The organism is Microlunatus sp. GCM10028923 (genome assembly GCF_042666975.1).
Lineage (GTDB): Bacteria > Actinomycetota > Actinomycetes > Propionibacteriales > Propionibacteriaceae > Microlunatus.
Genome location: NZ_JBHTFF010000023.1, coordinates 56,074 through 75,288 on the forward strand (window position 1 = coordinate 56,074; position 19,215 = coordinate 75,288).

The following is a 19,215-nucleotide window of genomic DNA, read 5'->3' on the forward strand; positions in this document are numbered from 1 at the left end:
CGCAAACCCAGAGCGACCAGGAGCAATACAGATGCCAGCAGAGCGTTTCGTGGAGCAGCTCAATGTCCAGATCGGACACGAGTTCTCCGCTCACCAGCAGTACATCGCCTGCGCCGTCTACTACGACGGCCTGACGATGCCCCAGATGGCCCAGTTCTTCTTCAACCAGGCGATGGAGGAGCGGGATCACGCGATGATGATGGTGCAGTATCTGATCGATCAGAGCGCGCCCGTGAAGATCCCCGCCGTCGACCAGCCGGTCAACGAGTTCGCCGACATCGTCGCGCCGGCCGAGTTGGCGCTCGAGCAGGAGAAGCGGGTCACCGGCCAGATCAACGAACTGACCAAGATCGCCCGCGAGGAGAACGACTTCGCCTCCGACCAGTTCATGCAGTGGTTCGTCAAGGAACAGGTCGAGGAGGTCGCCACGATGGGTGACCTGGTGACCGTCGTGAACCGCTCCCGGAACAACATCGAGGCGATCGAGGAGTACATCCAGCGGGAGCAGTCCGGCGGCGCGACCGACCCGACCGCTCCGCCCATCGCTGGCGCCGGCTGAAGATATCGGCCGGGCGGTGATCCGCCCGGCTGAACCGGCTGATGCAAGAATGACCGCCGTGGCTGACGATTGGGATTGGTTCTGGGCCAGCGAGTACGGCCGTGACCGGATGCTCCGCGACGAGGTCGAGACGCTGTCCTACCAGGCGTCCGCGGCGGCCAGTCGGGCCAGCCGGATGCAGAGTCAGCTGGCCAAACTGCAGGGTTCGCTGGAGTCCCGGCTGAACGCCCTGTCCAAGGCCTTCGACGCGTACGTCGAGCTCGGCGACGTCCGCGAGGAACTGGCCGGCTATCCGGACACCACGGCGATCCGGCGCGACGTGATGTCCGTGATCGAGCAACTCTCCAACGGCCTGCCGGTCAGCCCGGTCGACCCCCGCGGCGTCGACTACTGGCTGCCGCACGCCACCAACACCGTGATCGAGATCGCCGGCGGCAACGCCGAGGCCGGCAAGACGGACGTCGGCGCCGCGCCGGAGTCGAGGCTGTACGTGGTCGCCGCGGCCGGCGCCCTGGGCCACGGCGAGCGGGTCGCCGACCGGCTGCCGGAACTGCTGATCACCGACCGGGAGCTGACCGGCCACCAGGTCGTCCTGCTGGATGCGGTGGTCGCCGGCGTCTTCGGGCCGAAGGCGCTGGAGTCGCTCGAGCCGTCGTTCCGGCCGTTGCTGCAGCGGACCGACCCGGCCGGCTGGCGGGCGACCCTGGAGCGGGTCCTCGGTGTGACGAACGACGACTTCATCCTCACCTGGATCCGCGGCCAGCTGGCCGACAAGGGGACGGCGCCGTCACCGGACGCCCAGCAGTCGTCGCCGGAGGGCGGGCAGCCCGCCAAGCCGGCCGGCGCTTCGGGCGACGCGCCCCAGGGTGAGGGTGATCCGAAGGCATCACTGCGCGGTCTGGTGGCGGCCCTGATCGGCAGCGGGTACGGCGGCGAGGGCGCCCTGCTGGCCCGGGCCCGCGACCTGCGCTGGCAGATCGAGAACCCCGGCCAGACCCGGCCCGAAGCGGAACAGGGCCCGGCGCCGGCCGACGCGCTGGACCGGATCGTGCACTACCTGAAGGAACTGCCGGTCGGCTCGCCCGAGCAGCGGACCCTGCTCCGCTGGGTCGGGCCCGGACTGCAGACCTTCATCGACCCGCTGGGCACCGTCGCGGCCCGGCCGGCGGCCTCGGTCGACATCCGTACCTACTACGGGTCGGTCGCGGTCACCGCCGCCGGCCCCGACCAGAAGCGCTGGCAGCAGATCGTCCGCAACATCGAGGAGTCCGGCAAGGTGCCGCCCAGCAAGCTGTACGGGTTCGGCATCGCGGCCGCCGTCGGCGCGGTGCTGGCCCTGGTCTGTGCGCTGACCGGGCAGGTCGTGCTCGCCGTCCTGGCGGTCGTCGCGGCCGTCATCCTCGGCGTCCTGTGTGGCCTGCAGTTGCGCGCCCGGCACGAGGCGGTCGAGTCCGCGAAGGCGGGCCTGGACCAGGCGAACAAGCAACTCGGCGACGGCGTGAAGCGGGCCGAACTGGCCGACACGGCGGCCCGCGAGTCCGCCGAGGAGCGGACCCGGCTGGTCGATCACCTCCGGGCCAACCTGGCCCGTCTCTGACGGACGAACGCCCGGAGCCGGGGCAGCGCGACCGGGTCCGGGCATGAAGCGAGGGGCCGTCCAGGGACGACCCCTCGTTTGTTTGGCCTAAGTTCTGGCGAGAATCAGGCGGGCTGTTCCGGCTCGTCCTGGTTGCCACCGCCGAGGAAGTTCCCGGCCTGGTCCTTGACGAAGTCGGCACCCTGATCGATCTGCTCCGAGTGCTGCCCGCCAGTCTTCTCGTCGACAAAGTTGGCGGCCTGATCGATGCCCTGGTCGACCGCTTCCTGGTTGTCGCCCAGCATTTCCTTGGCCTTGTCGAAGATACCCATACTCCGTCCTCCGTTCCTGCTCTGGTACCGACCGCCACTCTGACGGCGTTGGCAGGCGACTCCCCGCATGAGCGGACACCTGCCGGTACGCCACCTTTCTACCGCTTCCGGTGTCCACCTGGCCAGTGCCCTCGCCGTACGTCGCGTCCGCTTCCGCGCGGCCGATCGGGCACACTGCTCGGGTGACAGTGGTGCTGGTCGGACCGACCGCCTCCGGCAAGTCGGCGCTGGCCGTGGCGCTGGCCGAGCGGCTGATCGCGGCGGGGCGCCCGGCCGAGATCGTCAACACGGACTCGATGCTGGTCTACCGCGGGATGGACATCGGGACGGCCAAGCCGAGCGCGGCCGAGCGCGCTGCCGTACCGCATCATCTGGTGGACATCTACGGCATCGACCGGACCGCGACCGTCGCCGAGTTCCAGGAGCTGGCGCGGGCGGCGATCGCCGACTGCCGGTCCCGTTCCGTGCTGCCGATCCTGGTCGGCGGCTCGGCCCTCTACATCCGGGCGATCGTGGACGACTTCCGTTTCCCGGGTACGGACGCCGCGCTGCGGGCCGAACTGGAGGCGGAGCTGGAGCGGACCGGACCCGAACCGCTGCACGCGCGGCTGGCCGAGGCCGACCCGGCGGCCGCGGCGGCGATCGAGCCGCGCAACGGGCGCCGGATCGTCCGGGCGCTCGAGGTGATCCGGCTGACCGGCGGGCCGTTCCAGGCGACGCTGCCGGCCCACACCGCGGTGCTGCCCGACCTGACGATGCTGGGCCTGGACGTGGACCGGCCGACCCTGGACCGGCGGATCGCGGACCGGGTGCGGGCGATGTGGCAGGCGGGCTTCGTCGACGAGGTACGCGAGCTGGCCGCCCGCGGTCTGCGGGACGGGCTGACCGCCTCCCGCGCGCTCGGCTACCGCCAGATGCTGGCGTACCTGGACGGCGAGACCGACGAGGCCGGCGCGATGGAGGCGACGATCACCGCGACCCGGAAGTTCGCCCGCCGGCAGGACGCCTGGTTCCGCCGCGACCCGCGGATCCGTTGGCTGCCGTACGACGCGGCCGACCTGGTCCCGTCCGCGCTGGCCGCAGTGGAACACTGAGACGGTGCACAGCTTCTCCTTCACCAAGGGCCACGGGACCCGCAACGACTTCGTGATCGTGCTGGACCGGGAGGACATGCACGACCCGAGTCCGGGCGAGGTGCGCGCGATCTGCGACCGCCGGGCCGGGATCGGCGGCGACGGGCTGCTCCGCGCGGTGAAGGCGGGCCGGATCGACGAGTGGGACGGCGATCCCGACCTCTGGTTCATGGACTATCGCAACGCCGACGGGTCGGTGGCCGAGATGTGCGGCAACGGGGTCCGGGTGTTCGCCCGCTACCTGGCCGACAACGGGCTGGCCGACGGGCCGGTGATCCCGATCGCGACCCGGTCCGGGGTGCGTGAGGCCACCCTGCTGCCCGACCGCCGGGTCCGGGTCGATGTCGGCGTCGTCACCGTCGACGCCGGTGCGGTCAAGGTCACCGCGGCCGGATTGGACCAGCCGGTGCCCGCCACGAAGGTCGACGTCGGCAACCCGCACGCGGTCGCGTTCATCGACGACCCGGCGGTGCTCGACCTCACCAAACCTCCGGTCTGGGAGCCGGCCGAGGCTTTCCCGGCGGGCGTCAACTGCGAGTTCGTCCGGATCGTCGGCGACCGCCATGTCGAGATGCGGGTCTACGAGCGGGGCGTCGGCGAGACCTTGTCCTGCGGCACCGGCACGGTCGCCGTGGCGGCCGCCACCGCCGAGCGGGAGGGCGTGGTCGAGCGTCCGGTCACGTACCGGGTGGACGTGCTCGGCGGCACCGTCGAGGTCGAACTGACCGGCGGCGACGGCGGCGACCAGGCGTTCCTGACCGGGCCGGCCGTGATCGTCGGCCACGGCGAGCTCACCCTGGCCGAGGACTGATCCTTCGCCCTGGGCCGAATTCGGTGGTCGGGATTTGCCCGGCGTGAGATTCTGGGTTGACGATGACATCTGCCGCAGAGAACTCCCTCGACGATGAGTACGTCGACGACACCGCACCCGAGCCGTACCCCAGCGACGAACCCGATCCTGAGGACGCCGGCTACGACGGAGCGCAGTGGGACCTCGCGGACCGGCTGTCGCTCCGCCGCGTGGCCGGGCTGTCCACCGAACTCACCGACGTCACCGAGGTCGAATACCGCCAGCTCCGGCTGGAACGGGTGGTCCTGGTCAGCGTCTGGACCACCGGCAGCGAGGTGGACGCCGAGAACTCGCTGCTCGAGCTCAAGCTGCTCGCCGAGACCGCGGGCTCGGAGATCCTGGAGGGCCTGATCCAGCGCCGGCAGCGACCGGACCCGGCGACCTACATCGGTCGCGGCAAGGTCGACGAGCTGCGCCAGGTCGTGGTGGCCACCGGCGCCGACACCGTGATCTGCGACGGCGAACTGGCACCTGCCCAGCTGCGCAACCTGGAGGATCGGGTCAAGGTCAAGGTGATCGACCGGACCGCGCTGATCCTGGACATCTTCGCCCAGCATGCCAAGAGCGCCGAGGGCAAGGCCCAGGTCGAACTGGCCCAGCTGCAGTACCTGAAGCAACGACTCCGCGGCTGGGGCGGCAACCTGTCCCGGCAGGCCGGCGGACGGGCCAGCGGCGGCGCCGGCATCGGCGGCCGTGGTCCCGGTGAGACGAAGCTGGAAACCGACCGGCGCCGGATCCACAGCCGGATCGCGAAGCTGCGGGCGTCGCTGCGCGAGATGGACTCGACCCGGGAGACCAAGCGGGCCGAGCGGCGCCGGCACGAGATCCCGTCGGTCGCGATCGTCGGTTACACCAACGCCGGCAAGTCCAGCCTGCTGAACCGGCTCACCGGCGCCGGCGTGCTGGTCGAGGATGCGCTGTTCGCGACCCTCGACCCGACCACCCGGCGGGCCGAGACCGCCGACAGCCGGGTCTACACGCTGACCGACACGGTCGGCTTCGTCCGGCACCTGCCGCACGACCTGGTCGAGGCGTTCGCGTCGACCCTGGAGGAGTCGGCCCAGGCCGACCTGCTGGTGCACGTCGTCGACGGCTCGGACCCCGATCCGGTCGGTCAGATCAAGGCCGTCCGTACGGTGCTCAACGACATCGGCGCCGGCAAGGTGGCCGAGCTGATCGTGATCAACAAGGCCGACCGGGCCGATCCTGACCAGCTGGTCGCGCTGCGCAGCCAGTATCCGGACTCCATGATCGTTTCGGCGCGGACCGGCCGCGGGATCGACGAGTTGCGGGCCCGGGTGGAGGCGGGACTGCCGCGCCCGGAGATCGAGGTGACCGCCCTGATTCCGTACCAGCGTGGGGATCTGGTCAATCGGATCCACCAGGCCGGCGAGCTGATCGACGTCGACCACCAGGCCGAGGGAAGCCTGATCCGGGCCCGGGTGAACGCCCAGTTGGCCGGGATGCTGGAGCCGTATCAGGTCGCTCCGGCCGGCTGAACCCTGGACCCCGAGCCGTCCCCACTCCGTCCTCTGAGTCGTCCCAACTTCGTGCCCTGAGCCGTCCCAACTCCGTGCCCTGAGCCTGTCGAAGGGCCCACTGTCGGCGAGGGCCCTTAAGGTTGTCGGGTGGTGGCGGAACCGACGGCGCAGGTACGCGAGAACGAGACGACGGATCCGGGGCACCGGAAGGTGCTCGACGCCGCCGTCTCGGGGATCTCCGGCCAGGAACGTCCCGGTCAGGTGGAGATGGCTGACGCCATCGCCGCCGCCCTGGATTCGGGCCGCCATCTGCTGGTCCAGGCCGGCACCGGCACCGGCAAGTCGCTCGGCTACCTGGCGCCCTCGTTGATCAAGCTCGTCGAGGGTTCGGCGACCCGGATCGTGGTCGCCACCGCGACCCTGGCCCTGCAGAGCCAGCTGGCCGACAACGACATCCCGGCCGCGCTCGAGGCGGTCAAGAAGGTGTCCGGCAAGCAGCCCCGGCACGCGGTGCTCAAGGGCCGGACCAATTACGCCTGCCTGTACCGGGCTCGGAGCGGGGGAGCGGACGACCAGGCGGCGCTGTTCGGCGTCGACGATCTCGCCTCGACCCTGCCCAGCGCCGGGACGGCCGAGCCGGAGTCGGCGCTCGGCGCGGAGGTGCTCCGGCTGCGGGAATGGATCGAGGAGGAGCACGACCGGACCGGTTTGGCCGACCGGGACGGCGCACCGAGCCACTCGGAACGGGCCTGGCAGCAGGTGTCGATCCCGGTGCGGGAATGCCTCGGCGTGCAGCGCTGTCCGTACGGTGACTCCTGTTTCGTCGAGCGGTCCCGCGACGTCGCCCGGGCCGCCGACCTGATCGTCACCAACCACGCGCTGCTGGCGATCAACGCGATGCACGGCGAGACCGCGCTGCCGGAGCACGACGCGGTGATCATCGACGAGGCGCACGAGCTGGTCTCCCGGGTGACCGGCGCGGCGTCCGCCGAGCTGAGCCCGCAGGCCATCGAACGGGTCGGCCGGCGCGCGGCGGGATACCTGGAGGACGAGGTTGCGCTGGATCTGCTCGAATCGGCGGACACGCTGCGGGCGGCTCTGGACGAGTCGCCGCTGGAACGGATCGAGGACGCGGATTCGCCGCTGGGCCTGGCCTGCGCGACGGTACGGGTCGCGGCCCGGCGGGCGGTCAGCGACCTGACCAGCGGCGGTGAGAAGACCGATCCGGAGCAGCGCCAGGCGGCCGCGGCGGTGAAGGAGATCTTCGACATCGCCGAGCGGATGGCCGGGATGAGCCAGTACGACGTGATCTGGGTGACCGAGCGGGAGCGGACCGGCCGGGAGGCCTGCGTGGCGCCGCTCTCGGTGTCCGGGCTGATGCGGTCCAGCATCTTCGGGGCGCGGACGGTCGTGCTCACCTCGGCGACGTTGCGGCTCGGCGGCGACTTCGGACCGGTCGCGGCGTCGGTCGGGCTGCGGCCGGAGGAACGGGACGACTCCGTACCGTCCGGCGACGGGGACACCGAGGGCGAGAATCCCGACGGGCCACAGCCGTGGCGCGGGCTCGACGTCGGTTCGCCGTTCGACTATCCGCGGCAGGGCATCCTCTACATCGCGACCGATCTGCCGCCGCCCGGCCGGGACGGCATGGCGGACGCGACGCTGGCCGAGATCGCCGAACTGGTCTGGGCCGCCGGTGGCCGTACCCTCGGGCTGTTCTCGTCCCGGCGGGCCGCCGAGGCCGCCGCGACGTACGTCCGGAAACAGCTGCCGAAGCAGACGATCCTCTGTCAGGGTGACGCCCAGCTGACCGAGCTCAAGCGGCGGTTCGTCGCCGAGGAGGAGAGCTCGCTGTTCGGCACGCTGTCGCTGTGGCAGGGCGTCGACGTGCCGGGCTCGACCTGCATCCAGGTGATCATCGACCGGATCCCGTTCCCGCGGCCGGACGACCCGCTGTTGCTGGCCCGGCAGCGGTCGGTGGCCGAGGCCGGTGGCAACGGCTTCATGGCGGTGGCGGCGACGCACGCCGCGCTGCTGCTGGCGCAGGGCACCGGGCGGCTGATCCGCCGGATCAGCGATCGCGGCCTGGTCGCGATCCTGGATCCGCGGCTGGCCACGGCGCGGTACGGCAGCTTCCTGCGCGCGTCCCTGCCGTCGTTCTGGCCGACCCGGGACCGCGAGGTCGCCGTGCAGGCGTTGCGCCGGCTGACGACGCCGCCCGGGACGGCCTGAACTGTCGGCGGCCGCGGCTAGCGTCGGATCATGGACTCAGCTGCGGCCGAACCGCCCGGGCTCGGATTCACCTTCGACTGCGCCGATGCGGGCGCCCAGGCGAACTTCTGGGCGCGGGCGCTCGGGTACGAGCCGGCTCCGCCACCGACGGGCTGGGACAGCTGGGAGGCCTGGCTGACCGAGCACGAGGTCCCGCGCGAGGAGTGGAACGAGCTGGCCGCAATCCAGGATCCGGCGGGCCGCGGGCGTCGTGCTCCTTCGTGACGGTGCCGGAGCGGAAGACGGCGAAGAACCGGCTGCATCCGGACCTCAAGGTGTCCGGTGGGCGTCAGGTCGATCAGGCGGTGCGGCGCGAGCGCATCGAACGCAAGGTTGCCGAGGTCGTCGCGGCCGGCGCCACTGTGCAGGCCCGGCTCCTGGTTGGCGAGCATCTCGATCACGTGATGCTCACCGACCCCGAAGGCAACGAGTTCTGCGTCGTCTAGCGACGCCGGCGATCAGCCGAGCCGGCGGAGCACGGCGACGACCTTGCCGAGGATCGTGGCGTGGTTGCCGTCGATCGGGTCGTAGGCCGGGTTGTGCGGCATCAGCCAGACCTGGCTGCCGGTGCGCTTGAACGTCTTGACGGTCGCCTCGGTGTCCAGCAGGGCCGCGACGATGTCGCCGTTCTCGGCGGTCTGCGCCTTCCGGACCACCACCCAGTCACCGTCACAGATCGCGGCGTCGACCATCGAGTCGCCGCGCACCTCCAGCAGGAACAGCTCGCCGTCGCCGACCAGCTGACGGGGCAGCGCGAACACGTCCTGCACCTGCTCCTCGGCCAGGATCGGGCCGCCGGCCGCGATCCGGCCCAGGACGGGAACGTGCACCGGCGCCGGGAAGCTGTTGCCGACCTCCGACTCGTCGAACTCCGACTGGGTCGCCGACGCGACCGGCCGCGCCACCGCGGCGGCCGCCGGATCGCCCGGCAGCAGAACCTCGAGCGCGCGCGGCCGGTTCGGGTCGCGGCGCAGGAACCCCTTGGCCTCGAGCACCTTCAACTGGTGCGCCACGCTGGACGAACTGGCCAGCCCGACCGCGTCGCCCATCTCCCGGATGCTCGGCGGGTAGCCGCGGGCCTCGACCGTTTCCTTGATCACCTCGAGGACGCGGCGCTGCCGCGGAGTCAGCCCGGCGGCGTCGATCGGGCCGTCCGGCAGCGAGCTGACGGTCGCGCCGAGTTCGGCGGCGACGTCGGCGTCGCGCGGCCGGCCACGACGGCGCGCCGGGGTGGTGGGGGTCTTCGACGCGTCGTCGGTCGCCCGTGACCGCGTCGCCGGGCCCCGCTTCTTGTCCGATGCATTGTCGTCGCGCTTCGCCATGCACCTGACAGTAGAGAAGCGGTACGACAAATTCAAACATCTGTTCGACCGGCGTGTCGGTCCGTTCGAACACCTGGGGGAGCCCCGAACCCGGTCGGCGATCTTGTCCGGGGCGGACTGTCAGTGGTCGCTGATTGACTCAAGTTCATCGGAAGACACACCCGAACACGCGTGCGAATGTGCTTGCTTTCGACGGCAACGAATGGGCATTATCAAACACACGTTCTATCGAACATCAGTTCGAGCTGACAGAGGGAGAAGGCGATGGCGACAGCAGCCTTGATCGCGAATCCGACCCGGACTCGCGTTCGTCGTCCCAGCCGTGGATCGGCCCGGCTGGGCCGGCCGGTGACGCAGCCGGTGACCGCGATCCGCGGTCCGCAGGTGCGGAAGGTCCCCGTGGCGGGTGTGCGTTCCTGCCGCGACGCGGGCGTCGTGCCGGTGCGTGACCTGGATGTGCAGTGGCGGCTGACCAGCCGGGGGATCGCGGTGATCATGGTCGTCGGGCTGCTGATCGCCGCCGCGGCGCTGACCGTGATCGGCGCGACCGTGGCGCGGGTCACCAGCGACGACTACCGGCCTACGGCGCAGTCGGCCGTTCGCTGACCGGCCCGGCCTGCTCGGCCGGCTGGTCGACGACGATCGTCTGCATGACCTTGTCGGCAAGGGTTTGCCGCTTGTCGTCCCAGAGTGGCCAGAGATAGCCGATGTAGGCGGCACCGTCGATGACGTGCACGATGTCCCGCAAGAAGGCGTAACCCGCGCCGATCGGCTGCCCGCTCTGCTCGCCGATCAATTTGATCTTCATCACCCGTTTGCCGAGTGACTGGCCGGTCCGCCCGGCCGTGATCCATCGGTTGTAGATCGTCCAGCCGAGAGAGATCAACCAGAGCACCACGACAACGACGATCCAGACCGTCAGGCCCGACAGATCCGGGTTGAAGCGGCCCGAGGTCTGAATGGACGCGAACATCGTGAAGATCACGTTCATGTAGCCGATCATGAAGACGACCACGTAGATCAGCGACGGAATCGAGTCGATGAGGTTCGCCCCGACCCGCTTGCCCCAGTGCGCGTAGTCCGTGCGGAGCTGCGGCCGGGGTGGGAACGGCATCGGATACGGCCGGCCCGCAACCGGCGCCGGCTGCATTGGCCCGGGCGGTGCGGCCGGCGGGCCCTGTGGGGCGAATGCTCCCGGTCCCGGCTGGTACGGCGGTGCCTGGTTCGGCCCCGGTCCGCCGCCGGTCCAGGGCTGCTCGGCAGGAGCAGGCCCGGGCGCAACCCAGGAGTTCTCCCCGGGCTCCGGCGCCCACGGCTGACCGGACTCGGATGGCCTCGGCCCTGGTCCTGCCGTCTCGGGCTGGGTCGAACCGGGCTGGGACGGTCCGGCTTGCGGTGCACCGGATGGAACCGATCCGGGTTGAGACCAGGATTGCGCCGGATCTTGCTGTTCGGGCTCGGGCTGGGCAGCGGCCGGGCGGGCCCAAGGGCTCTCCTGGGTCGGCGGTTCCGCAGCGGCACCGGCTGAGAACTCAGGTGTCCCCGGGCGGGTCGGCGGTGCGAACGCGGCAGGCTCACTGCCGTCCTCCGCTGCTGGCGGAGACAGCTGGTGATCATGATCCCCGGGCAGATCAGACACTTGGCTCGTGCTGTCCCCGGAGTGCGGCCGTTGGCCGAGATCGTCGACGACCGGCGACTGGTTCGAGAAGCCCGCGGGATCCGCTGCCTGATCCTGGGTCGGTGCCTGATCCGTGTTGGTCACGGGGCGCCCTGACTGGTCCGGGCTGCCGGCCGGGGCCGCTGAGCGGTCTGGGTCGGCCATGGCCTGCGCTGGCTGGTCGGGGTTCGCCGGCTGGGTCGGCGGCTGTTGGACCGATGGCCACGGTGGGGCTGGTTCGCGGGGCGGGGCCGGGTCGGTTCCGGCCGTGCCGGGATCGGGCTGGTGCCCGGGTTCGATCGGTGGCTGGCTCACTGTGCGCCCTCCCGCGTCGGGACGCCGCCGTCGTGGCGGCTCAAGCACGGGAGCCTAGCGCTCGTTGCTGTCTGGACGAGGGCGGCCCGAGCGTTGTTCCTGCTCCTCAGGACAGTCGGGCGGGGTCGAGGGTCCTGGTGATGATCCAGGAATGCTTGCCGACCTGGCGGAACCGCGTGAAGCCGTACTCCTCGAAGAGTTCGACGGTGGCGGAGAACAGGAAGCCGCTGGGTGCCTTGCGGCCGGCGGTCGTCTGCGAGACCGCCTCGATCCGGCCACCGCCGGCCGCGGCGATCAGGTCCAGCGCACCGCCGAGCGCGGCGCGAGCCACGCCGCGTTTCCGGTGTCGCTTGTCGACGAAGATGCAGATGATGCGCCAGTCGGCGGGCGGCGGCGGATCCTGGGCATAGGCCCGCCGATGGGTCAGGCCCGGCAACTCCGCCGGGCTTCCGTACTGCGCCCAGCCCTGGGCCAGACCGTCGCTGTCGAGGACGAGGGCCGCGTGGGCCCGGCCGGTGCGGACCCGTTCCTCCTTGGCCGCCCGCTTGTCCTCGGGGGTGGCGAGACCGGGCTGTCGGTGGTTGTTCTGGCACCAGCAACCGCCCATCACGCCGCCGTTGCGCTCGACGAGTTCCGCGAAGGCGTCCCAGGTCGACCCGTCCAGCCCGCGCACCGTGAGGTTGCCTGTCGTCATCAGGACAATCTGCCAAGCGCCGGTGCGGTCCGCCAGGGATTCGGCTCCTTTACCCGGCGTCCGGGGAGTGTCGGAATCGATCCGTAGGCTCCCGCCATGGACGTGACGGTCGATCGTGATCAACCCCGAGCGGCGGGACTCAGCGGCCTGTTGATCACTCCCGCGGACGGTGCTGCCGAGGGCGGTGTGGTCCTGGTGGGCGGGTCGGAAGGTGGACTGCACGAACACGACGCGATGGTGCTGGCAGGTGAGGGCTTCGCCGTCCTCGCCCTGGCCTACTTCGGGGCGCCCGGCGTGCCGCCGGTGCTCAAGGACCTTCCGCTGGAGTACTTCTCCCGCGGGGTGGAGTTCCTGCTGGGCACCGGCGTCCGGCGGGTCGGAATCCTCGGCGGCTCCCGCGGGGGCGAGGCCGCGCTGCTGGTGGCGAGCCATGATCAACGGGTCGCCGCCGCGGTGAGTGTCGTGGGCAGCGGCGTGGTCACCCAGGGCATCGACTACACGCTCGGCTCGGTGGACGTGATCATGGGCACGCCGACCGTCGCCTGGACGGTCGGCGGGGTGCCGTTGCCGGCCTTGCCGAACCGGGTCTCCGCGGACTTCACGTCGGCCGTGGCAAGCGGCGGGCCGGTCGGCCTCGCCGCTCAGTACGCGCCGCTGCCGGCCGAGGCCGCCGCGCTGGACCTGATCAGCGTTCCGGTGGAGCGCAGCGACGCAGCCATCCTGCTGATCGCCGGCGAACGCGACGCGATGTGGGACTCCGCCGCGTATCACGCGGTTGCCGCCGCCCGGCTCGAGGCGGCGCGGCATCCACGGAGTTGGCGCAATGTCGTGCTGCCCGGTGCGGGCCACGGCATCGCCGGGCCGCCCGGCCCACCGATCACCAGTACGGTCTCGCCGGGCCCGGGAGTGGCGTTCGAACTCGGCGGTGACCCGGCGGCCACGACCGCGGGCCGGGCGGAGGCGTGGCGGCTCACGGTGGAATTCCTGCGGGAACACCTGCAGGACTAGCTGAGCGCCGCCCGCCGGGGACGGACTCACGGGGTGCAGAATGGGCCGCATGGCCGGACATCACGGGACCCAGCGGGCCGATCGGAGCGCTGTCTCCGCAGCCGATGCTGTCCCCGCCATCGCGACGTCCGAACCGTTCCGCGCCGCGACCGGACTGAAGTACCTGGCCGGCTTCTTTGGTGGCGGCGTCGCGCTCAGCGCGCTCTATGCGGCCACCGGCCAGGGCATCCCGTGCCCGCTCCGGATGCTGACCGGCTGGGAGTGCCCGCTCTGCGGCGGCACCCGGCTCGGCAGCGCCCTGCTGCACGGCGACCTGGCGGCCGCGTTCGCGTACAACCCACTGATCTTCCTCGGCCTGATCGGCCTCACCGTGGTCGGCGTGCTCTGGATCGTCGAGGCCGTCGGCGGCCCGAAGGTACGGCCGCCGGCGAGGGTCGGCGCCCTGCTCAAGCGGATGACGGCGACCCGGTGGCTGATCGCCGGCCTGGTCGTCTCGGTGGCGTACCTGCTGCTGCGCAACCTGCTCTGACGGGCCATACCAGACCGCGAATCCCTCGCCTGTCATTTACTCCCTAAGATCCCTTGCGTGTCGCTCAGGTGAGCCATAGGGTCTAGATGTAGTAGTCAGGGGACGGACCACGGCCCACAGATAGTGGTAGCCGGGTCCCGGGGAGAGGACAACCGAATGCACTGCCCGTACTGCCGACACACCGACTCGAAGGTCTTGGACTCGCGCACCGCGGAAGATGGCTGCAGCATCCGCCGTCGCCGCCAGTGCCCGTCCTGCTCGCGTCGCTTCACCACGATCGAGCAGATGCAGCTCGTCATCGTGAAGCGCAGCGGCGTCGTGGAGCCGTTCAACCGGGACAAGGTCGTCTCCGGGGTACGTAAGGCCTGCAAGGGACGGCCGGTCGACGAGACCCAGCTGGCCCGGCTCGGCCAGGTGGTCGAGGACACGCTGCGCGCCTGCGGACAGTCCGAGATCCCGGCCGACGAGGTCGGCGTCGCGATCCTCGGCCCGCTCCGGGAGCTGGACCAGGTCGCGTACCTCCGCTTCGCCAGCGTCTACAAGCAGTACCACTCACTGGAGGATTTCGAGTCCGAGATCGCGATGCTGCGGATCGAGTCCGAACCGCTCGGCATCGAACCGCTGATCCCGGATGAGGTCGCCGACAACAAGGTCAGTAACTTCACTCCCCACAAGCTCACCCCGGGACGGACCAACTCCTGAGGGGCACGACGAGAGGAACCCATACGCAATGACGGAGCGCACACAGTCGATTCCCCACGGCGCCGGACCGGCGCCGCGGGGACTGCGGATCGATCGGGTGTTCAGCACACCCGGCGTGCACCCGTACTCCGAGGTCACCTGGGAGAGCCGGGACATCGTCCAGACCAACTGGAAGACCGGCGAGGCGATCTTCGAGCAGCAGGGGACCGAGTTCCCCGACTTCTGGAGCGCCAACGCGGCCACCATCGTTGCGACGAAGTACTTCCGCGGCGCGCTGGGCTCGGCGAACCGGGAGCGGAGTCTCCGGCAGCTGATCGACCGGGTGGTGCGGACGTACCGCCGGGCCGGTGAGCAGTACGGCTACTTCGCCACCCCGGGCGACGCCGAGGCGTTCGAGCACGAGCTGACCTGGCTGCTGCTGCACCAGTACTTCTCGTTCAACTCGCCGGTCTGGTTCAACGTCGGCACGCCGGCCCCGCAGCAGGTCAGCGCCTGCTTCATCCTGTCCGTCGACGACACGATGGATTCGATCTTGAACTGGTACCGCGAGGAGGGGCTGATCTTCAAGGGCGGCTCCGGCGCCGGGGTCAACCTGTCCCGGATCCGTTCCAGCAAAGAGCTGCTCAGCTCCGGCGGTACGGCCTCGGGGCCGGTCTCGTTCATGCGCGGCGCCGACGCGAGCGCCGGGACGATCAAGTCCGGCGGCGCCACCCGGCGGGCCGCGAAGATGGTGGTGCTCGATGTCGATCATCCCGACATCGAGGAGTTCGTCGAGACCAAGGCGCGCGAGGAGGAGAAGATCCGCGCGCTCCGTGAGGCCGGCTTCGACATGGACCTCGGCGGCCGCGACATCAACTCGGTGCAGTACCAGAACGCCAACAACTCGGTCCGGGTCACCGACGAGTTCATGCGCGCCGTCGACGACGGCACGGAGTTCGGCCTGCGTGCCCGTGCCGACGGCCGGATCGTCGACACCGTGGACGCCCGCGAGCTGTTCGACAAGATCGCCAAGGCGGCGTGGGAGTGCGCCGATCCCGGGCTGCAGTACGACGACACGATCAACGACTGGCACACCAACCCGGAGTCCGGCCGGATCAACGCGTCCAACCCTTGCTCGGAATACATGAGCCTCGACAACAGCAGCTGCAATCTGGCCAGCCTGAACCTGCTCAAGTTTCTGGCCGACGACGGCACCTTCGCCGCGGAGCGGTTCGAGCGGGCGGTGGAGTTGATCATCACCGCGATGGACATCTCGATCTGCTTCGCGGACTTCCCGACCGAGGCGATCGGCCAGACCACCCGGGACTTCCGCCAGCTCGGCATCGGGTACGCCAACCTCGGTGCGCTGCTGATGGCGACCGGCCACGGCTACGACACCGAGGGCGGGCGCGCGCTCGCCGCCGCGATCACGTCGCTGATGACGGGTGCCTCGTACCATCGCTCGGCCGAGCTCGCCGGCGCCGTCGGTCCGTACGCGGGCTTCAGCCGGAACGCCGAGGCGCACCGCCGGGTGATGCGCAAGCACCAGGCCGCCAACGACGCGCTGCGGCCGGTCGGGTCGCTGGACTCGTCCGTCCAGAAGCGGGCGACGGCGGCCTGGGACGCGGTGATCAAGTCCGGCGAGGCCAACGGGTTCCGGAACGCACAGGCGAGCGTGCTGGCGCCGACCGGCACGATCAGCTTCATGATGGACTGCGACACGACCGGCATCGAGCCGGACTTCTCGCTGGTCAAGTTCAAGAAGCTGGTCGGTGGCGGGTCGTTGCAGATCGTCAACCAGACGGTGCCGCGGGCGCTGCGGAAGCTCGGCTACGCCGACGAGACGGCCGAGGCGATCGTGGAATACATCGCCGAGCACGGCCACGTGATCGACGCGCCCGGGCTGCGGACCGAGCACTACGAGGTGTTCGACACGGCGATGGGCGAGCGGGCGATCAAGCCGATGGGCCACGTCCGGATGATGGCCGCGGTGCAGCCGTTCCTGTCCGGCGCGATCTCCAAGACGGTCAACCTGCCCGAGACGGCGACGGTCGAGGAGATCGGCGAGGTCTACCTGCAGGGCTGGAAACTCGGCCTCAAAGCGCTCGCCGTCTACCGGGACAACTGCAAGGTCGGCCAGCCGCTCAGCGACGGCAAGGCGAAGCAGAAGGACGCGCCGGCCGACCAGACCGTGATCGAATACCGGCCGATCCGCAAGCGGCTGCCGAAGACCCGGCCGAGCCTGACCACCTCGTTCTCCGTCGGCGGCGCCGAGGGCTACATGACCTCCGGTTCCTATCCGGACGACGGGCTGGGCGAGGTGTTCCTCAAGCTCGGCAAGCAGGGCTCGACCCTGGCCGGCGTGATGGACGCGTTCTCGATCGCGGTCTCGATCGGCCTGCAGTACGGGGTGCCGCTGGAGACGTTCATCCAGAAGTTCACCAACCTGAAGTTCGAGCCCGCCGGTCTGACCGACGACAAGGACATCCGGATGGCGCAGTCGATCATGGACTACATCTTCCGGCGGCTGGCCCTTGATCATCTGTCGGTCGAGCGCCGCGCCGAGCTCGGCATCTACACCGCCGAGGAACGCGCCCGCCAGGTCGAGACCGGCTCCTACCTGCCGGCCGACGACTCGGTGAGCGAATCCGAGTCGCTGAAGAGTACGGACGGCGAGGCCGAGCCGGACGCGACCCCGGCCGCCACTCCGGCCGATCCGTCGGTGCACACGACCGCCGAACTGGTGGAGTCGATCTCCGGCACCAGCGTCGACGCCCCGCTCTGCTTCAGCTGCGGGACGAAGATGCGGCCCAGCGGCAGCTGCTACGTCTGCGAAGGCTGCGGCTCGACCAGCGGCTGCAGCTGAACCCCGACGGTCCCTGAGCCTGTCGAAGGGCGAGGTCCGAGATGGCCCGGCCCTTCGACAGGCTCAGGGCACGATCAGGCGATCGGGTCGGCGAGCGGGATGCGGCGCCAGGCGGTGCCGTCGGACAGCGCCAGGCAGGGCTTGCCGTCGTGACCGTCGCCGACCTGGATCAGGGCGCCGGGAGAGTCGCCGGCCGGCGGCAACGTGGCGACCGTGTACGGGTGCAGCCGGGTCGCGTGGGTGTAGACGGACCGTAGCCCGGCGTCCGCGCTGCCGAGGTCGCGGGCGTTGTCGGCCGGCGGGATCAGCCCGGCGACGCTGGCCTGGAAGGACACCACCTCGTTGGTCGAGTTCGTCGAGCAGAGCAGGTTGGTGGCTGCCGAGCCGCCGTCGTTGACGGCCACCACGTCGATGCCGCCCTTGATGCCGGGTCCGGATCCCGCGGCCAGCGCGCTCTCGACCAGGTAGCCGCCGAGGCGTTCCTTGGCCGCGACTCCCTCGGTGGCGGTGCTCACCACCCGGGCGGCGCCGCCCTTCGGCGCGGCGAGCTGGAGCCGGGAGAACCGCCCGGGTTCGGACTCGACGAACGAGTCGGCCGCGATGGTGCCGGCGGCGACCAGGGCGGAGGACTCGAACACGTTGCCGATCACGTTGGACTCGCTCAGCGCGCCGGTGATCTTGATCGGCGCACCGTCCGGATTCCCTCCGGTGGAGAAGGCGTTGCTGCTGACCGCGAACCGGGTCGCGTCGGCCATGGCGAGCACGGCGGCGTGGGCCGACGCCTTGCTCAGGTTCCAGTGATCGAACGAGTTCGCGGTGATGCTGATCTTGTCGGCCGGCCGGTCGAACCGGATCGGGGAGCCGGCGATCCAGTTGAACGAGTTGGCCGAGATCGTGACGTTCTTCGCCTCGACCGACCCGCCGAACTGGATGGCGTACCGGGGCGGGTCCCAGGCGCCGGGCGTGGTGTCGAAGCCGCCGATCACGTTGCCGCTGATGGTCAGGTTGTGGCCGCCGGAGTTGATCTCGATGATCGCGTTGCCGGTGCCGTTCTCGACCACGTTGCCGGTGATCGTCGAGTTGATCAGGCTGCCCTTGAACAGCCGGCGGCCGATGTCGAGCAGGTTGTTGCTGATCACCGCGCCGCGGAAGTCGCCGTCCGGGGCGCCATTGAACACGATCGCGTCGAAGTTGGAGTGGAAGTGGTTGTCGGTGATCAGCCACTTGCGCAGCCCGTACGGGAGCAGGTGCACGCCGGACCCCTGGACTCCCTCGGTGGGCCAGGAGATGGTGATCCCGGTCGAGCAGACGGCGACCTTGTTCTTGGTGAAGAGGAAACCGCGGCCGACGCTCTCCATGGCCCGCTGGAACCGGAGGAACGAGCACTCGACGATGATCACGTCGGTGTCGTCGGTGTTCGCCGTCCGGGCGATGTGCAGCGCGACGTTGTTGGCGGTCTTGGCCGGGGCGTCGAACGCGACCCCGTGGATGCCGCCGAGCGAGGCCTCCCAGCGGATCCCGATCCCGTCCTGGTGGAAGATGATCTTGGACGGCTCCTCGCCGAACATGCCGTAGCCGCGCAGCACGAAGCGGTTCAGGTGTTCGCCGGGAGTCTCGTACTCGTGATCACCGACGACGATCGTCTTGGTGACCTTGTACTGCCCGGGCGGCAGTACGACGATCTTGTTCTGTTGCTTCCGGGCCGCGTTGATAGCGGCCTGGATGGCGTCGCTGTCGTCGGCCACACCGTCGCCGACGGCGCCGAAATGCTGCGGGGTGAGTACGGGCGTGCCGTCCTCGTTCGTGGTGCTCGGCGGTTCGGCCTTCGCCGCGCTGCTGGTGGCGGCGAGCAGGCCGATCCCGGCCGCGCCGGCCATGATCATCCTGCGGCGGTTGAGATTGATGTCGTCGTCGGTCATCGCACTGCTCCAATCGATCGAT

At 70.2% G+C, this 19,215-nt stretch carries 18 protein-coding genes; 13 read left to right on the plus strand and 5 right to left on the minus strand.

What is annotated here, in order from left to right:
• Positions 1-31: 31 nt before the first annotated feature.
• On the plus strand, positions 32-559 hold the full coding sequence (locus ACFQU4_RS36070; RefSeq protein ID WP_377501665.1) for a ferritin: 528 nt from the start codon (positions 32-34) through the stop codon (positions 557-559).
• 58 nt (positions 560-617) lie between these two features.
• Positions 618-2,156: a hypothetical protein gene (locus ACFQU4_RS36075; RefSeq protein ID WP_377501667.1), complete on the plus strand. Its 1,539-nt coding sequence runs from the start codon at positions 618-620 to the stop codon at positions 2,154-2,156.
• Positions 2,157-2,260: 104 nt separating this feature from the next.
• Here ACFQU4_RS36075 and ACFQU4_RS36080 read toward each other — a convergent pair whose 3' ends face one another.
• Positions 2,261-2,467, minus strand: coding sequence for an antitoxin (locus tag ACFQU4_RS36080; RefSeq protein ID WP_179748065.1), 207 nt, complete (start codon positions 2,465-2,467; stop codon positions 2,261-2,263).
• Positions 2,468-2,649: 182 nt separating this feature from the next.
• Between ACFQU4_RS36080 and miaA the strand changes: the two genes are divergently transcribed.
• From miaA to ACFQU4_RS36110, 6 genes are all read left to right on the plus strand, one after another.
• Complete coding sequence (gene miaA / locus ACFQU4_RS36085; RefSeq protein WP_377501669.1) at positions 2,650-3,561, plus strand: tRNA (adenosine(37)-N6)-dimethylallyltransferase MiaA; 912 nt, start codon at positions 2,650-2,652, stop codon at positions 3,559-3,561.
• 4 nt (positions 3,562-3,565) lie between these two features.
• Positions 3,566-4,411 carry a diaminopimelate epimerase gene (gene dapF, locus ACFQU4_RS36090; protein ID WP_377501671.1) on the plus strand — a complete coding sequence of 282 codons (846 nt, stop codon included), beginning with the start codon at positions 3,566-3,568 and terminating at the stop codon, positions 4,409-4,411.
• A 62-nt stretch (positions 4,412-4,473) separates the two neighbouring features.
• Positions 4,474-5,949, plus strand: a complete 1,476-nt coding sequence (hflX, locus tag ACFQU4_RS36095; protein WP_377501739.1) for a GTPase HflX — start codon at positions 4,474-4,476, stop codon at positions 5,947-5,949.
• 132 nt (positions 5,950-6,081) lie between these two features.
• A complete protein-coding gene (locus ACFQU4_RS36100; protein ID WP_377501673.1) occupies positions 6,082-8,163 on the plus strand; it encodes an ATP-dependent DNA helicase in 2,082 nt (693 codons plus the stop codon).
• Between the two features lie 30 nt (positions 8,164-8,193).
• Complete coding sequence (locus tag ACFQU4_RS36105; RefSeq protein ID WP_377501675.1) at positions 8,194-8,427, plus strand: VOC family protein; 234 nt, start codon at positions 8,194-8,196, stop codon at positions 8,425-8,427.
• Positions 8,424-8,648: a VOC family protein gene (locus ACFQU4_RS36110; protein WP_377501677.1), complete on the plus strand. Its 225-nt coding sequence runs from the start codon at positions 8,424-8,426 to the stop codon at positions 8,646-8,648. Before ACFQU4_RS36105 ends, ACFQU4_RS36110 begins: the two co-directional genes overlap by 4 nt.
• A 12-nt stretch (positions 8,649-8,660) precedes the next feature.
• On the opposite strand, the gene lexA is transcribed toward ACFQU4_RS36110, so the two are convergent.
• Positions 8,661-9,524 carry a transcriptional repressor LexA gene (gene lexA, locus ACFQU4_RS36115; RefSeq protein ID WP_377501679.1) on the minus strand — a complete coding sequence of 288 codons (864 nt, stop codon included), beginning with the start codon at positions 9,522-9,524 and terminating at the stop codon, positions 8,661-8,663.
• A 264-nt stretch (positions 9,525-9,788) separates the two neighbouring features.
• On the opposite strand from lexA, the gene ACFQU4_RS36120 reads away from it, so the two are divergent.
• Entirely contained in the window at positions 9,789-10,130 is a 342-nt protein-coding gene (locus tag ACFQU4_RS36120; RefSeq protein ID WP_377501681.1) for a hypothetical protein, read from the plus strand.
• Here the strand turns inward: ACFQU4_RS36120 and ACFQU4_RS36125 are convergent.
• On the minus strand, positions 10,105-10,638 hold the full coding sequence (locus ACFQU4_RS36125) for an RDD family protein (protein ID WP_377501683.1): 534 nt from the start codon (positions 10,636-10,638) through the stop codon (positions 10,105-10,107). The two genes, ACFQU4_RS36120 and ACFQU4_RS36125, sit on opposite strands and share 26 nt — an antisense overlap.
• A 964-nt stretch (positions 10,639-11,602) precedes the next feature.
• Complete coding sequence (locus tag ACFQU4_RS36130; protein ID WP_377501685.1) at positions 11,603-12,190, minus strand: GNAT family N-acetyltransferase; 588 nt, start codon at positions 12,188-12,190, stop codon at positions 11,603-11,605.
• Positions 12,191-12,286: 96 nt separating this feature from the next.
• Here ACFQU4_RS36130 and ACFQU4_RS36135 point away from each other — a divergent pair, with 96 nt between their 5' ends.
• The 4 genes from ACFQU4_RS36135 (at position 12,287) to ACFQU4_RS36150 (ending at position 17,274) form a co-directional block, all read left to right on the plus strand.
• A complete protein-coding gene (locus ACFQU4_RS36135; protein ID WP_377501687.1) occupies positions 12,287-13,198 on the plus strand; it encodes an acyl-CoA thioester hydrolase/BAAT C-terminal domain-containing protein in 912 nt (303 codons plus the stop codon).
• A 49-nt stretch (positions 13,199-13,247) separates the two neighbouring features.
• Positions 13,248-13,727, plus strand: coding sequence for a DUF2752 domain-containing protein (locus tag ACFQU4_RS36140; RefSeq protein WP_377501689.1), 480 nt, complete (start codon positions 13,248-13,250; stop codon positions 13,725-13,727).
• A gap of 156 nt (positions 13,728-13,883) precedes the next feature.
• Positions 13,884-14,429, plus strand: coding sequence for a transcriptional regulator NrdR (gene nrdR, locus ACFQU4_RS36145; protein WP_377501691.1), 546 nt, complete (start codon positions 13,884-13,886; stop codon positions 14,427-14,429).
• A 28-nt stretch (positions 14,430-14,457) separates the two neighbouring features.
• The gene (locus ACFQU4_RS36150; protein ID WP_377501693.1) at positions 14,458-17,274 is read left to right on the plus strand and encodes a vitamin B12-dependent ribonucleotide reductase; all 2,817 of its coding nucleotides are present in this window, start codon (positions 14,458-14,460) and stop codon (positions 17,272-17,274) included.
• Between the two features lie 74 nt (positions 17,275-17,348).
• Here the strand turns inward: ACFQU4_RS36150 and ACFQU4_RS36155 are convergent, their stop codons facing one another.
• Positions 17,349-19,193, minus strand: coding sequence for a glycosyl hydrolase family 28-related protein (locus ACFQU4_RS36155; protein ID WP_377501695.1), 1,845 nt, complete (start codon positions 19,191-19,193; stop codon positions 17,349-17,351).
• Positions 19,194-19,215 lie beyond the last annotated feature (22 nt).